The following is a 15,297-nucleotide window of genomic DNA, read 5'->3' on the forward strand; positions in this document are numbered from 1 at the left end:
TCAGCCGGCTGAAGCCAGCAGCTCGCGCAAGGTGGCTTCGTCGATCACGTCCACCCCGAGCTCGCGCGCCTTGTCGAGCTTGCTGCCCGCCTCTTCGCCCGCGACGACATAGGTCGTCTTCTTCGACACCGAACCCGAGACCTTGCCGCCGGCGGCTTCGATCATCTCCTTGGCCTCGTCGCGCGAGAGCGAGGGCAGCGTGCCCGTCAGCACGAAGACCTTGCCGGCCAGCGGCTTGGGGCTCAGGTCGCCGGCGCCTTCCTTCTCTTCCCAGCCCACGCCGACGGCCTTCAGGCGCTCGACCACCTCGCGGTTGTGAGGCTGGCGGAAAAAGGTGTGGATGCTCTCGGCCACGATCGGGCCGACGTCGGGCACTTCGAGCAACTGCTCGACCGTCGCGTCCATGATGAGGTCGAGCTTGCCGAAATGCTTGGCCAGGTCCTTCGCCGTCGTCTCGCCGACCTGGCGGATGCCGAGCGAAAAGAGAAAGCGCGCAAGCGTGGTCTTCTTGCTCTTCTCCAGGCCGGCCAGCAGGTTCTGCGCGCTTTTCTCGCCCATGCGCTCGAGCGCGGTGAGCTTCGCAAGCCCCAGCGTGTAGAGCTCGGGCAAGGTGCGGATGAGGCCCGATTCGATGAGCTGGTCCACGAGCTTGTCGCCCAGGCCCTCCACGTCCATCGCGCGCCGGCCCGCGAAATGCAGGATCGCCTGCTTGCGCTGCGCCGGGCAGAAAAGCCCGCCGCTGCAACGCCAGTCGGCACCACCCTCTTCACGCGCGATGTCGCTGCCGCAGACGGGGCACTTGCCACCAAGGCGCTTGTAGAGATCGAACGGCTCGCCGACATCGGCCGGCCGCTTCTCCAGCACCACGCCCACGACTTCGGGGATCACGTCGCCGGCACGCCGCACGATCACCGTGTCGCCGATGCGCACGTCCTTGCGGCGCGCTTCGTCCTCGTTGTGCAGCGTGGCGTTGCTGACCGTCGTGCCGCCCACGAACACCGGCTCCAGCTTCGCCACCGGCGTGAGCTTGCCGGTGCGGCCCACCTGGATGTCGATGTCGCGCAAGAGCGTCATCTGCTCCTGCGCCGGGTACTTGTGCGCCACCGCCCAGCGCGGCTCGCGCGACACGAAGCCGAGCTGCTTCTGCAGCTCGCGCGAGTTGACCTTGTAGACGATGCCGTCGATGTCGAAGGGCAGGCTGTCGCGCTTCTCGCGGATCTTCTGGTGGAAGGCGACTAGGCCCTCTGCGCCCTTCACCACCACGCGTTCATTGCTGACCGGCAGGCCGAAGCGCTGCAGCGCGTCGAGCATCTCGCTGTGCGTGGGCGGCACCTCCCAGCCCTGCACGTCGCCGAGTCCGTAGGCAAAGAAGCTCAGCGGCTTTTTCGCTGCCGCGGCCGAGTCGAGTTGGCGCACCGCGCCCGCTGCCGCGTTGCGCGGGTTGACGAAGGTCTTCTCGTTCTTCGCGCCTTTGGCGATCAGCTCGCGCTGGCGTTCGTTGAGCTTCTCGAACTGGTCGCGGCTCATGTAGACCTCGCCGCGCACTTCGAGCACCGGTACGTCGACCCCCTTCAGCCGCAACGGAATCTGCCCGATGGTGCGGATGTTGTGCGTGACGTCTTCGCCCTTCTCGCCATCGCCCCGCGTGGCCGCCTGCACCAGCACGCCGTGTTCGTAGCGCAGGTTGATGGCGAGGCCATCGAACTTCAACTCGGCGGCGTATTCGACCGGCGGGTCGGCCTCGGTCAGCTTGAGCTCGCGCCGCACACGCGCATCGAAGGCCACGGCGCCGCTCGATTCGGTGTCGGTCTCGGTGCGGATGCTCAGCATCGGCACGGTGTGGAACACCGGCGTCAGGCCGTCCAGCACCTGGCCGATGACACGCTGGGTGGGCGAGTCGGCCGTCAGCAGCTCGGGGTGCGCGGCCTCGATGGCCTGCAGCTCCTGGAACAGCTTGTCGTACTCGGCGTCAGGGATCTCCGGATCGTCGAGCACGTAGTAGCGGTGGGCGTGGTGGTTGAGCTGCTCACGCAGCTGGGCGGCACGTCGGGCGGTATCTGGGGTCTGCGGCATGGCGCCGCAGTTTAGGCCCCGTCGGGCCGTTTTCGTTCAGCTGAAGAGCCTGCGTGCCACCATCGACCCAGCCGCGATGTCGCGCGCTTCCAGCGCCTCGTACAGCTTCCCGAGCTCAGCCCCGATCGCCGCAAAACCTTGAGGGCTCAGCGGCTGGCCGTTGTCATCGACGATCGCCGCATCCATGCCGAGCGACAGCGCCTGCGCGCTCGCCTGCCAGGCGATGAAGGGCTCCGCCTTGGCTTCGGTCTGCGGCACGTCGAAGCTCAGGGTCACGTCGCGCACGGCGGCCTGGTTGGGGTCGTCGGCGAGCGCGGCTTGCGCGTCGAAGGTCAATGTGAGGATGGGTGGGGCACCCTCCTCCTTAGACGGCATCACCAGCCGGCCGGGCACCATGCCGGGCACGAAGCCATGGCGGGCGGCGTGCTGCTGGATGTAGCCCACGCTCCACGCGACCGAGCGGGCCTGCAGGTGCACGGCGAGCTGCGCATCGTGCTGGCTGGCGAAGGTGTCGAGCTCCTTGGCGCGCAAAGCGGCGTCGAGCATGTCGGGGAAGTCGGCCATCGCCCCGATCGCGTCGGCCATCGGCTGGATCTTCTGCACGAACTCGGAGTACTCGATCTCGTTCATCGCGCCAGTGCGGTTGGCGAGTTGTACGCCGGCCTGCAGCTCGCCGTAGTGGCGGCCGGGCAGCGGCGCCTCCCACTCGCCGGTCTCGGTGTTCAGGCCCTCGATCAGGAAGGGCTTGCTGCCCGCGCGGCGGGTGGTGGGCTGGTGGGCCAGCACGAGCTCGCCGGTCACTGGCGATTCGAGGGTCAGCGTGGCGATCGCGTCGACGAGCGCATCGATGCGCTGCGTTGCACGGCGCACCGTCGCGATGGGCAGCGGCGAGACGGGCTTGTCGTCGACCGTGATCGGGGCCGCATCGAGCGGCAGAGCGTCGGTGGGCACATCGCCCAGCACCGGCTCGATCAGGTCGCGCGGCTCCTGGCGCTCGCGCGGCTCAGGCGTCGGTTGCTCGGCCCGCTTGGGGCCGGCCTTGCGGGCCTGCCACGCGCCGTGCGCCACCACGCCGGCCAGCACCACGCCCCCGAGGCCCGCCAGCGCGATGGTCAGGCTGTTCATGGGTTCAGGCCGCTTCCGCCATGCTGACCGCGGATTCCATGTCGACCGCCACGATGCGCGACACGCCCTGCTCCTGCATGGTCACGCCGATCAGCTGCTCGGCCATCTCCATCGCGATCTTGTTGTGGCTGATGAAGAGGAACTGCGTGCCGCTGCTCATCTCCTTCACGAGCTTGGCGTAGCGCTCGGTGTTGGCGTCGTCGAGCGGCGCGTCCACCTCGTCGAGCAGGCAGAACGGTGCCGGGTTCAACTGGAAGATCGCGAACACGAGCGCGATGGCCGTGAGCGCCTTCTCGCCGCCCGAGAGCAGGTGGATGGTGCTGTTCTTCTTGCCCGGCGGCTGGGCCATCACCTGCACGCCCGCATCCAGGATCTCGTCGCCCGTCATCACGAGCTTGGCCTGGCCGCCGCCGAAGAGGCTGGGGAACATGCGGCCGAAGTGCGAGTTGACCTGGTTGAAGGTGTTGCCCAGCAGGTCGCGCGTTTCCAGGTCGATCTTGTGGATGGCGCCTTCGAGCGTGGTGATGGCTTCGTTCAGGTCGGCGTTCTGCGCGTCGAGGAAGGTCTTACGTTCGCGCGAAGCCGTCAGTTCATCGAGGGCCGCCAGGTTCACGGCGCCGAGGGCGTTGATCTCGCGGTTGATGCGATCGATCTCGCCTTGCAGGCCGTAGAGCTTGACGTTGTTCTCGGCGACATTCTTCGCCAGCGCTTCGAGGTCGACCTCGGCAGCGGTGAGCTGCTCCATGTACTGCGCGCCACCCAGCTGGGCGGCCTGCTCCTCGAGCTGCAGCTTGGTGATGCGGTCGCGCATCGGCTGCAGGCTTTGCTCGTGCTGCAGGCGTTGCTCGTCGGCGCGGCGCAGGCGCAGGGTCAGGTCGTCGTATTCGCTGCGCTTCGCGCCGAGGGCGGCTTCGCGCTCGAGCTTCACGGCGAGCGCCGCTTCGAGGCCGGCCTGGGCCGAGGCATCGGTCAGGCGCGTCAGCTCTTCCTGCAGCTGCACCGCCGATTGTTCGTTGGCGGCGACCTGCTGCGTCGCGGTCTCGATGCTGCGTTGCAGCTCGCTGCGGCGCGCGGCCAGCGAGCGTGAGGAGAACTGCGCCTCCTGCGCCTGGCGCTCCAGCGAGCGAAGCTGCTCGCGCGCTTCGGCCAGCTTGCGCTCGGCGGTGATCACCGCTTCTTCCAGCTCGGCGTGGCGCTCCTGCGTGTTGGCGAGCTGCATGTCGAGCTCTTCGAACTTGGCCTCGCCGGTGGCGCGGCGCTCGTTCAGCTCTTCGAGCTGGCCGTCGATTTCGGCGAGCTCGGCATCGAGCTGGCCACGGCGGGTGCTCGTCGCTTCGGCCTGCTGCGAGAGGCGCAGCAGCTCAACGTGCAGCTGATGCGCACGGGTCTGCGTCTCGGCCGCTTCACGGCGCGCCGTCACCAGGCGCTGCGACGCATCGGTGTACGCCGCCTCGGCACGCACGAGGCTGCTGCGCGACTCTTCGGCGATCAACGCCTGCGCCTTCGACTGGCGCTCCAGGTTCTCGATCTCCTGCGCGCGGGCCAGCATACCGGCCTGCTCGGAGTCGGGCGCGTAGAAAGAGACCGCGAACTGGCTCACCGCATGGCCCTCGCGGGTCATGATCACTTCGCCGTGCGTCAGCTTGTCGCGCGCGGCAAAAGCTTCGTCGATGTTGGCGGCGGTGTAGACACCTTCGAGCCAGTCGTTCAGCAGCGCCTTCAGGCCCGCATCGCCCAGGCGCAGCAGGTCGCTCAGGCGCGGCAGCGTCTGGTGCGTGTTGGTGATCGCGGCCTGCGGCGGCGTGTAGAACGCCAGCTTGGCCGGCGGCGCGTCGGAGGCAAACGCACGGGCCGTCTCGATGCGGCCGACCTCGAGCGCGTTGATGCGCTCGCGCAGCGCCGATTCAAGCGCCGTCTCCCAGCCCGACTCGATGTGGATCTTGGTCCACAGGCCCTGCAGGCCATCGAGCCCGTGCTTGGCGAGCCAGGGCTTGAGCTTGCCTTCGGTCTGCACTTTTTCCTGGAGCGCGCGCAGCGCTTCGAGGCGGGCACTGAGGTCGGCTTGTTTGCCGCTCTCGGCGTTGACCTGCTCCTGCTTCGTGCGGCGGTCTTCGTCGAGCGCCGGCACCTGCTCGCTCAGCTCGTGCAGGCGCTCGTCGGCCACGGCCTGTGCCTCTTCGGCGACGGCGGATTGCTGCTTCAGCTCTTCGAGCCGCGCCGTGTCGGGCGCAGCGAGTTGCCGGCGCTCGCCATCGAGGCGCTCGCGGCGGGCGTTCAATTGACGGCGCTGGTCGTCGATGTTGCGGCTCTCGGCGGCCAGCACCTGGATCTGCTGCTGCACGCTCGTGACCGAGCTGCGCTGCTCGTTGGCGCGTGCCTGCGCGGCGCGCACCGCGTCTTCGGCGTTGGGCAGGTTGCCGGCCTGCTCTTCGGCTTGCGCGGCGAGGATCTCGCTCTGCTCATCGGCCGCGGCGATCTGCTCGGCGATCTGCTCCAGCTCCACCTGGGCCTCGGCCTGTCGCTCTTCCCACTGCTCGTTCTGCGCCTTCAGCTCGGTAAGGCGCTGCTCCACGCGCTGACGGCCTTCGACCACATAGCGGATGCGCTCCTCCAGCCGGCTCACTTCGAGCGAGGCTTCGGCGAGCGAGCCTTGCGCGGTGTGCAGCTCGTCGCTTGCGGCGTAGTGCGCCTGGCGGATCGTCTCCAGCTCGGCTTCGCCGTGGCGCAGCTCGGCCATGCGGGCTTCGAGCGCGTTGGTCGCTTCAAGCACTTCCTTCTTCACGCGCTCCTGCTCACTCGCCGCGTCGCGGTGCTTGAGGAACCACAGCTGGTGCAGCTTGAGCGAGCCGCTCTCCTGCAGCGCTCGGTACTGGCTCGCCACCTCGGCCTGCTTCTCGAGCTTCTCGAGGTTGGCGTTCAGCTCACGCAGGATGTCTTCGACGCGGGTGAGGTTCTCGCGCGTGTCTTTCAGCCGGTTCTCGGTCTCGCGACGGCGCTCCTTGTACTTGGAGACACCGGCGGCTTCTTCGAGGAAGAGACGCAGCTCCTCGGGCTTGGATTCGATGATGCGGCTGATCGTGCCCTGGCCGATGATGGCGTAGGCGCGAGGGCCGAGGCCGGTACCGAGGAAGACGTCCTGAACGTCGCGGCGGCGCACCGGCTGATTGTTGATGAAGTAGCTGCTGGTGCCGTCGCGCGTGAGCACGCGTTTCACCGCGATCTCGGTGAACTGGTTCCACTGGCCGCCGGCGCGGGCGTCTTCGTTGCTGAAGACGAGCTCGACGCTTGCGCGGCTCGCGCCCTTGCGGTTGCCCGAGCCGCTGAAGATCACGTCCTGCATCGACTCGCCGCGCAGTTCGCTGGCCTTCGACTCACCGAGCACCCAGCGCACGGCGTCCATGATGTTGGACTTGCCGCAGCCGTTGGGGCCGACCACGCCGACGAGCTGCCCTGGAAGCTGGAAATTCGTGGGCTCGGCAAAGGACTTGAAGCCCGAAAGCTTGATGGAATTCAGACGCATGGAGAGAGCTGTCCGGGTGCGGCTCAGGCATCACGCCGAGCGCTTCTAAGTGCTTGATTTATTTAGGAAATTCCGCTATCCAGCGGCTTTCCAGCGAGGCGCGATGATACCATCGCCCCCCTCGCGAAACCCCCGTAGAAACCTCTCGAAACGCCCTTCCCCGCCATGGCCAAGATGTCCTCCAAAGTCGCCGCCCCGAAGCCCAAACTCAACCAGCGCGAGAAACCGGCCAACCCGCCCACCGCGCCGAGCAAGGACCTGCAGGTCTTCCCCAATCCGGCGCCGCAGCGCGACTACGTCATCCAGTTCCAGGTGCCGGAGTTCACCTGCCATTGCCCGCTGACCGGCCAGCCGGACTTCGCGCACTTCACCATCGACATGATTGCCGACAAGCTCTGCATCGAGCTGAAGAGCCTGAAGATGTACTTCTGGAGCTATCGCAACGAAGGCGCGTTCCACGAGAAAGTGACCAACACCATCCTCGACGACATCGTGAAGGCCACCAACCCGCGCTTCGTGCGCATCACCGCCAAGTGGTACGTGCGCGGCGGCATCTACACGAACGTGGTGGCCGAACACCGGCAAAAGGGCTGGAAGCCGCAGCCGGTGGTCGATCTGCCGAAACACGTGGAAGAGCGCGGCCTCCTCTGAGCGATCAGCGCATCGGCGCACCCAGCGCCATCGTCCAGTAGTGGGTGTAGGTGCTGCGCGGCCCGCCGAGCGCGCAGGCCACGCCCACGTGCACGAGGTCCGGCTTCATCAGGTTGGCGCAGTGTCCCGGGCTGTCAAGCCACTGCTGCACCGTCCCGTCGACCGAGCCACGGCCGCCGGCGATGTTTTCAGCCAGCGTGCGCCAGTTGTAGCCCACGGCATCGGCACGCTGGCGCAACTCGGTCTTGTCGGACCCGGTGTGCGAGAAGAAATTGCCGGCCACCATGTCACGCGAGTGCCGCTCGGCGGCGCGGGCGAGCGCGTCGTTCCACACGAGCGGTGGGGCGGGGCCGAAACGGCCGGCGCTGCCGCAACTGGCGCCACGGGCCCGGGCCGCATTGACGCGGGCCAGCACACTGGCCTGCAGGCTGGCGATGCCGCAACTGCGCGCCGCCGGCGCGGCCGGGGCCGGTGCCGGCGCCGCAGCTGGCGGCGGGCCCGCCGTGCAGGCCACGGCCGAAAGCCCCAGCAGCAAGGTCGAGATGAGCGTTCTTCGCATGCCGAGGTTGCAGCAAACCGCGGTCCGGCACTTCATTTGCCGGGCTTTGCACATGGCCACACACGACATCCGCATCGGCATCTCCGGCTGGCGCTACGAGCCTTGGCGAGGGGTGTTCTACCCCGAGAAACTGGCGCAGCGGCGCGAGCTGGAGTACGCCTCGCGCATGCTGCCCACGATCGAGATCAACGGCTCGTTCTACTCGCTGCAGCGACCTGAGTTCTATGCGCAGTGGGCGGCCGACACACCCGACGATTTCGTCTTCGCGGTGAAGGGGCCGAAGTACATCACCCACATGCGCCGGCTCAAGGACATCGAGACGCCGCTCGCGAACTTCCTGGCCAACGGCATCTTCGAGCTCGGGCCCAAGCTCGGGCCGATCCTGTGGCAGTTTCCGCCGATGCTGCCCTTCAAGCCGGAGCGTTTCGAAGCCTTCTTCGCGCAACTGCCGCGCGACACCGAAGCCGCGGCGAAGCTCGCCGTACATCACGACAAGCGGGTGGAGGGCCGCGCGAGCGTCGAGCCCGACGCCAAACGGCCGATGCGCCACGCCGTGGAGATCCGCCACGAAAGCTTCGCCGACCCGGCGTTCATCGCGCTCCTGCGCAAGTACCGCATCGCCCTCGTCGTGGCCGACACCGCCGGCAAATGGCCGCTGCTGGAAGACCTGACGGCCGATTTCGTCTACCTGCGCCTGCACGGCGACAAGGAGCTGTACGCCAGCGGCTACAGCGATGCGGCGCTCGACCGCTGGGCGCACCGCATCCAGACCTGGAGCGAAGGCGGCCAGGTGGAGGATGCGCGTCTCGCATCTCCCAAACCCGCCCCCAAGCGCGCCCGGCGCGACATCTACGCCTACTTCGACAACGACGTGAAGGTCCACGCGCCCTACGACGCCGCCACCTTGATGCGCAAGCTGGGCCAGGAGAGCCCGCTCGGCGAGCAAGGCCAGCCCGTCTGGCCGCCCGGGTGGAAGGCGCCCGTCATCCGCACCGGCTCAGACGGTTTCGGCAAACGCGCTCCCCGATAATCGGGCGCATGAACCCTCTGCTGGCCAAGCTGCACCCCTACCCGTTCGAACGGCTGAGCGCCCTCACCAAGGACATCACCCCCAACCCGGCCTACAAGCCCATCAGCCTGGGTATCGGCGAGCCCAAGCACGCGACGCCGCAGCTCATCCTCGATGCGCTGGTGGACGGCTTCGGCGGCCTCGCGTCCTACCCCGCCACGGCCGGCGACCGTGCGATGCGCGAGTCGTGCGCCGGCTGGCTCACGCGCCGCTACGGCCTGACCGTCGATGCCATGACGCAGGTGCTGCCGGTCAACGGCTCGCGCGAAGCGCTCTTTGCGCTGGCCCAGACGGTGATCGACCCGACGAAGCCCGGCGCCACCGTCGTCTGCCCCAACCCGTTCTATCAGATCTACGAAGGCGCCGCGCTGCTCTCCGGTGCTGCGCCGTACTACGTCAACAGCGACCCGAAGCGCAACTTTGCCGCCGATTGGGACGCGGTGCCCGAGAGCGTCTGGGCGCGCACGCAGTTGATCTACGTGTGCTCGCCGGGCAACCCGACCGGCGCGGTGATGCCGCTGGCCGAATGGAAGCGTCTCTTCGAGCTCAGCGAACGCTTCGGCTTCGTGATCGCCTCCGACGAGTGCTACTCCGAGATCTACTTCCGCGAAGAGCCGCCGCTCGGCGGACTGGAAGCGGCCGTGCAACTCGGCCTGAAGGACTTCAAAAACCTGATCGCGCTCACCAGCCTCTCGAAGCGCTCCAACGTGCCCGGCATGCGCTCGGGTTTCGTCGCCGGCGACGCGCAGATCATCAAGAAATTCCTGCTCTACCGCACCTACCACGGCAGCGCCATGAGCCAGATGATCCAGCGCGCCAGCATCGCCGGCTGGAACGATGAGCAGCACGTGGTCGACAACCGCGACAAGTACCGCCGCAAGTTCGCGCAGGTGATGCCCGTGCTCGAGCAGGCCTTCGACGTGAAGCTCCCCGACGCGAGCTTCTACCTCTGGGCCGGCATCCCAAAACACGCACACGGCGGCGACGACATCGCCTTCGCCCTGGGCCTTCTGGCTCAATACAATGTGACCGTCCTGCCTGGCAGCCTGCTCGCCCGTGAAGTCGACGGTGTGAACCCGGGAGCCGGCCGCGTGCGGCTGGCCCTGGTGGCCGAAGTCGAGGAATGCCTCGAAGCCGCGCACCGCATCGCTTCTTACGTGAAGTCCCTTTAAGCCGAAGCCCTCATGACCCAACAGCTCCAGAACATCATCGACCTCGCCTGGGAAGGCCGCACCAGCCTGAACCCGCAGAACGCGAGCCCCGAGATCCGCAATGCGGTCACGCAGGTGGTGGACGACCTGAACGCCGGCCGCATCCGCGTGGCCGACCGCAAGGGCGTGGGCGACTGGACGGTGAACCAGTGGGTCAAGAAGGCGGTGCTGCTGTCCTTCCGCCTGAACGACAACGAACTGATGCGCTCCGGCGAACTCGCCTTCTTCGACAAGGTGAAAACCAAGTTCTCGAGCCTCAGCGAAGAAGAAGTGCGCGCCACCGGCGTGCGCATCGTGCCGCCGGCCGTCGCCCGCCATGGCAGCTATGTCGCGAAGAACGTGGTGCTGATGCCCTCCTACGTGAACATCGGTGCCTATGTCGACGAGGGCACGATGGTCGACACCTGGGCCACCGTCGGCTCCTGCGCGCAGATCGGCAAGAACGTGCACCTGTCGGGCGGCGTGGGCATCGGCGGCGTGCTGGAGCCGCTGCAGGCCAACCCGACCATCATCGAAGACAACTGCTTCATCGGCGCCCGTTCCGAAGTGGTGGAAGGCGTGATCGTCGAAGAGAACTCGGTGATCTCGATGGGCGTGTACATCAGCCAGAGCACCAAGATCTACAACCGCATGACCGGCGAAGTCACCTACGGCCGTGTGCCCTCGGGCTCGGTGGTGGTGAGCGGCTCGCTGCCCGCCGTCGACGGCAGCCACAGCCTGTACTGCGCGGTCATCGTCAAGCGCGTCACCGCCGAGACGCGTGCCAAGACCAGCATCAACGAACTGCTGCGCAGCTGATCTCTTTCCCCCATTAAAACGAAGAAGTCTCGCCTCGCTCTCTGAACCTGATCGATCGAGCCCCGAAAGGACTCCGATGAACACCACGACGAGCAGCACCGCCGGTTCCGGCGGCAACATGGAACGCGTGCTGCGGCTGATGGCCGAGAAGAGTGCGTCCGACGTCTACCTGTCGGCCGCCACGCCCATCCTCATCAAGATCAACGGGCAGATCCTGCAGCTCTCCGACCAGCCGCTGAGCGCATCACAGCCGCGCCAGCTGCTGGCCGAGCTGCTCACCCCGAGCCAGCTCGAAGACCTGGAAGACACGGGCGAGCTCAACGTGGGCATCGGCATCAGCGGCGTGGGCAGCTTCCGCCTGAGCGCCTTCCGCCAGCGCGGCTCGATCGCAGCCGTCTTCCGCTGCATTCCGCACGACATCCCGGCGCTGGGCAGCCTCAACCTGCCGCCGGTCCTGAACACGATGATCCTGGAAAAGCGCGGGCTCATCCTGCTGGTCGGCGCCACCGGCACCGGCAAGAGCACCACGCTCGCCTCGATGCTGGAGCAGCGCAACCAGCAGATGGCCGGCCACATCCTCACCATCGAGGACCCGATCGAGTTCATCTTCCACAACAAGCGCTCGATGGTGAACCAGCGCGAGGTGGGCCGCGACACGCAGTCGCTGCAGATCGCGCTGAAGAACGCGCTGCGCCAGGCGCCCGATTGCATCTACATCGGCGAAATCCGCGACCGCGAGACGATGACGATGGCGATCTCGTATTCGCTGTCGGGCCACCTGGTCGTGTCGACCCTGCACGCCAACAACAGCTACCACGCGCTGGGCCGCATCTTGTCGTTCTACTCGCCGGAGTCGCGCCCCGCCCTGCTCTCAGACCTGGCCTCGGGCCTGAAGGCCATCGTGTCGCAGCGCCTGGTGCGCGCGTCGGCCGGCGGCCGCCGCCCGGCGGTGGAGGTGATGCTCAACACCAAGCTGGTGTCGGAGCTCATCGAACAGGGCGACTTCAACGGCGTGAAGGAAGCGATGGAGAACTCGATGGCCGAGGGCTCGCAGACCTTCGAGGCCGACCTTGCCCGCCTGATCGGCGAAGGCGTGATCACCCGCGACGAAGGCCTCGCCTACGCCGACTCGCCGACCAACCTGATGTGGCGCCTGCAGAACGACACCGAACCGGTGTCGCGCCTGCAGCCCAAGAAGGAAGAGGTCGATGACCAGCCGACCTTCACCGAGATCACGCTCGACGTGCCGGGCGACGATGGCCGCAACAGCGGCTTCCGCGCGACGCGCTTCTGATTGATGTCTGCTGCCCTCTCGCTGACCGAACAGCTCATCGCCCGCCGCTCGGTCACGCCTGACGACGGTGGCTGCCAGGCGCTCATCATCAAACGCCTGGCCGCGCTCGGCTTCGACTGCGAGACGCTGAGCTTCGGCCCGCACGATTTCCGCGTCACCAACCTCTGGGCCGTGCGGCGGGGCAAGCCCGGCAGCAAGCTGCTCGTCTTCGCCGGCCACACCGACGTGGTGCCCACCGGCCCGCTCACGCAGTGGACGAGCGACCCCTTCGTGCCCACGCACCGCGACGGCAAGCTCTATGGCCGCGGCGCGGCCGACATGAAGACCTCGATTGCTGCTTTCGTGGTGGCGGTCGAGGAATTCGTTGCCCAACATGGAGATCGTTGCGGTGGCATTGCGCTGCTCATCACCAGCGACGAGGAAGGTCCGTCGGTCGATGGCACCGTCAAGGTCTGCCAGGCGCTGAAGGAACGCGGCGAGAAGCTCGATTACTGCATCGTCGGCGAGCCGACCTCCGTCAACACGCTGGGCGACATGATCAAGAACGGCCGGCGTGGCTCGCTCTCGGGCAAGCTCACCGTCAAGGGCGTGCAGGGCCACATCGCCTACCCGCAGCTCGCGAAGAACCCGATCCACCTGGCCGCGCCGGCGCTGGCCGAGCTGGCGGCGATCGATTGGGACCGCGGCAACGAATACTTCCCGCCGACGAGCTGGCAGATGTCCAACATCCACGGCGGCACCGGTGCGTCGAACGTGATCCCCGGCGAGCTGGTGGTCGACTTCAACTTCCGCTTCTCGACCGAGCAGACCGTCGACACGCTGAAGGCGCGCGTGAACGCGGTGCTCGACCAGCACGGGCTCGACTACCGCATCGCCTGGTCGCTCAGCGGCGAGCCCTTCATCACGCCGAAGGGTGCACTGGTCGAATCGCTGCAAAACGCCATCCGCAGCGAGACGGGCGTCGAGACCGAACTCTCGACCACCGGCGGCACCTCCGACGGCCGCTTCATCGCGAAAATCTGCGAGCAGGTCGTCGAATTCGGCCCGCTCAATGCCACCATCCACAAGATCGACGAACACGTGGCGGTGGCCGAGATCGAGCCGCTGAAGAACATCTACCGCAAGACATTGGAAGGATTGCTGCTGTGAAGCTCATCGACTGCATCACCGCGCAAGCCGCCCGCCTCAAATCGGCGGGCGTTTCGTTTGGGCATGGCACAACCAACGCGTTCGACGAGGCCGCCTGGCTGGTGCTGTGGGCGCTCGGCATGCCGCTCGACGAGCTGGAGCCGCATGCCAAGCGCGAACTCACCGACGCCGAACTCACGAAGATCGACGCGGTGATCACCGAGCGCATCGACACCCGCCGCCCCGCCGCTTACATCACGAAAGAAGCGTGGCTGCAGAACGTGCCCTTCTACATCGATGAGCGATCCATCGTGCCGCGCTCCTTCATCGCCGAGCTGCTGGCCGATGGTGAAGGCGAAGGCACGCTGGACAGCTGGTTGTCCGACCGCACGCAGCGTGTGCTCGACCTGTGCACCGGCAACGGCAGCCTGGCCGTGATCGCTGCCATGGCCTACCCGGAAGTGACGGTGGACGCAGCCGACATCTCCGACGACGCCCTGGCCATCGCGAAGATGAACATCGACAAGCACAAGCTCGCCAAGCGCATCACGCTCGTGAAGTCGGACCTCCTGAACGACCTGCAGGGCCCGTACGACCTGATCGTCTGCAACCCGCCCTACGTCAACACCCAGAGCATGCGCGAGCTGCCGAAGGAATACCTGCACGAACCCCAGCTCGCGCTGGCCGGTGGAGAAGACGGCATGGACCTCGTGCGCCGCATCCTGAAAGACGCGCCCTCGCGCATGAGCGACATCGGCGTGCTGGTGCTCGAGATCGGCAACGAACGCCCGCATTTCGAGCACGCCTTCCGCAAGCTCGAAGTGGCCTGGCTGGACACGAGCGCGGGCGACGACCAGGTGCTCCTGGTCACGCGCGATGCGCTCGTGAAGTGGGCGCGTTGATCAGGCGCTGCCTGCTTCCGCCGCCAGAAAGTCGATCACCGCTCGTACAGAGGGCAGCTGCCCGCGCCGGTGCGGCGTGAGCACCGTCGTGACGACCGTCCCGGCCGTCCACCCTGGCAGCACGTGCACCAGCCGGCCCGCATCGAAATGCTTCGCCAGCATGCCGCGGGGGAGCGCGACGATGCCGAGGTCGGCCTGTGCGGCCTCCAGCAAGGTCAGCGATTCGTTCGACAGGAAACGCGGCATGGGCTCCACCTGAGCGTCGTCCCCATTCCCATGGCGCAAAGCCCACGAGGCACCGGTGCCCGCATTCGGCGCCAGCAGGCCGTGGTGGACGGCCAGCGCATCAGGACTGTCCGGCGTGCCGTGTTGCGCCAGATACGCCGGCGAGGCTGCCAGCACGATCGGCTCGCTGCGGATCTGCCGCTGCACCAGCTCCGAGTCACGCAGCGGCGCGAAATGGCTGCGCACCGCGATGTCGACGTTTTCCTGCAGCAGGTCGACAAACCGGTCGGTGACCTGCAGGTGCACCGTCACCTTGGGGTGCTGGCGCATGAAGCGAGGCAGCTTCGAGGCCAGCTCGAGCTGCGCCACCGGCACCGAGCTCGTGATGCGGACCACGCCGCTCGGCTCGCTGCGGCGTCGCTTGACGGCGCTTTCCGCGGCCTCGACCTCGGTCATCGCGGCACGGGCATGGTCGTAGACCTCGCGGCCGACGTCGGTGAGCACGAAGCTGCGCGACGAGCGATGCACGAGGCGCGCATCGAGCTGCTTCTCGAGCTCGGCCACGCGCTTGCTCACGGTCGACTTCGGCACGTCGAGCTGGCGCGCCGCCGCGGCGAAGCCGCCGCAATCCACCGCGCGCACGAAGAAGAGCAGGTCGTTGAGGTTGGTCATCGGTGGAAGTCTCCGTGCGTGGACTTTATGTCGACGCTCGCGATCTTCACGATGACCACTCCGATGCCTA

The 15,297-nt window shown here is 67.1% G+C and carries 12 protein-coding genes; 7 read left to right on the forward strand and 5 right to left on the reverse strand.

Going from position 1 to position 15,297, the window contains the following annotated elements; all coding sequences use genetic code 11:
- The 3 genes from ligA to smc are packed head-to-tail and all read right to left on the reverse strand — an operon-like array spanning position 1 to position 6,718.
- Entirely contained in the window at positions 1-2,073 is a 2,073-nt protein-coding gene (gene ligA / locus JI745_RS04165) for an NAD-dependent DNA ligase LigA (RefSeq protein ID WP_201803991.1), read from the reverse strand.
- A gap of 36 nt (positions 2,074-2,109) precedes the next feature.
- Positions 2,110-3,198 carry a cell division protein FtsZ gene (locus JI745_RS04170; RefSeq protein WP_201803993.1) on the reverse strand — a complete coding sequence of 363 codons (1,089 nt, stop codon included), beginning with the start codon at positions 3,196-3,198 and terminating at the stop codon, positions 2,110-2,112.
- Between the two features lie 4 nt (positions 3,199-3,202).
- Entirely contained in the window at positions 3,203-6,718 is a 3,516-nt protein-coding gene (gene smc / locus JI745_RS04175; RefSeq protein ID WP_201803999.1) for a chromosome segregation protein SMC, read from the reverse strand.
- A 174-nt stretch (positions 6,719-6,892) separates the two neighbouring features.
- Between smc and queF the strand changes: the two genes are divergently transcribed.
- The gene (gene queF, locus JI745_RS04180; protein WP_236674899.1) at positions 6,893-7,369 is read left to right on the forward strand and encodes a preQ(1) synthase; all 477 of its coding nucleotides are present in this window, start codon (positions 6,893-6,895) and stop codon (positions 7,367-7,369) included.
- A gap of 4 nt (positions 7,370-7,373) precedes the next feature.
- Here the strand turns inward: queF and JI745_RS04185 are convergent, their stop codons facing one another.
- Positions 7,374-7,928: a CAP domain-containing protein gene (locus tag JI745_RS04185; RefSeq protein WP_201804002.1), complete on the reverse strand. Its 555-nt coding sequence runs from the start codon at positions 7,926-7,928 to the stop codon at positions 7,374-7,376.
- Positions 7,929-7,980: 52 nt separating this feature from the next.
- On the opposite strand from JI745_RS04185, the gene JI745_RS04190 reads away from it, so the two are divergent.
- The 6 genes from JI745_RS04190 to prmB all read left to right on the forward strand — a co-directional run bounded on the left by JI745_RS04190 (position 7,981) and on the right by prmB (position 14,330).
- Complete coding sequence (locus JI745_RS04190; RefSeq protein WP_201804004.1) at positions 7,981-8,958, forward strand: DUF72 domain-containing protein; 978 nt, start codon at positions 7,981-7,983, stop codon at positions 8,956-8,958.
- An 8-nt stretch (positions 8,959-8,966) separates the two neighbouring features.
- Positions 8,967-10,169: a succinyldiaminopimelate transaminase gene (dapC, locus tag JI745_RS04195; RefSeq protein WP_201804005.1), complete on the forward strand. Its 1,203-nt coding sequence runs from the start codon at positions 8,967-8,969 to the stop codon at positions 10,167-10,169.
- A gap of 12 nt (positions 10,170-10,181) precedes the next feature.
- Positions 10,182-11,006, forward strand: coding sequence for a 2,3,4,5-tetrahydropyridine-2,6-dicarboxylate N-succinyltransferase (gene dapD, locus JI745_RS04200; RefSeq protein ID WP_201804007.1), 825 nt, complete (start codon positions 10,182-10,184; stop codon positions 11,004-11,006).
- Positions 11,007-11,082: 76 nt separating this feature from the next.
- The gene (locus JI745_RS04205) at positions 11,083-12,300 is read left to right on the forward strand and encodes a PilT/PilU family type 4a pilus ATPase (RefSeq protein WP_236674900.1); all 1,218 of its coding nucleotides are present in this window, start codon (positions 11,083-11,085) and stop codon (positions 12,298-12,300) included.
- Positions 12,301-12,303: 3 nt separating this feature from the next.
- The gene (gene dapE, locus JI745_RS04210; RefSeq protein ID WP_201804015.1) at positions 12,304-13,449 is read left to right on the forward strand and encodes a succinyl-diaminopimelate desuccinylase; all 1,146 of its coding nucleotides are present in this window, start codon (positions 12,304-12,306) and stop codon (positions 13,447-13,449) included.
- Complete coding sequence (gene prmB / locus JI745_RS04215; RefSeq protein ID WP_201804016.1) at positions 13,446-14,330, forward strand: 50S ribosomal protein L3 N(5)-glutamine methyltransferase; 885 nt, start codon at positions 13,446-13,448, stop codon at positions 14,328-14,330. The genes dapE and prmB overlap by 4 nt, the downstream gene beginning before the upstream one ends.
- Here prmB and JI745_RS04220 read toward each other — a convergent pair whose 3' ends face one another.
- The gene (locus tag JI745_RS04220) at positions 14,331-15,227 is read right to left on the reverse strand and encodes a LysR substrate-binding domain-containing protein (protein ID WP_201804018.1); all 897 of its coding nucleotides are present in this window, start codon (positions 15,225-15,227) and stop codon (positions 14,331-14,333) included. It lies immediately after the preceding gene.
- Positions 15,228-15,297 lie beyond the last annotated feature (70 nt).

This window comes from Piscinibacter sp. HJYY11, from assembly GCF_016735515.1.
Taxonomy (GTDB): Bacteria; Pseudomonadota; Gammaproteobacteria; order Burkholderiales; family Burkholderiaceae_C; genus Rhizobacter.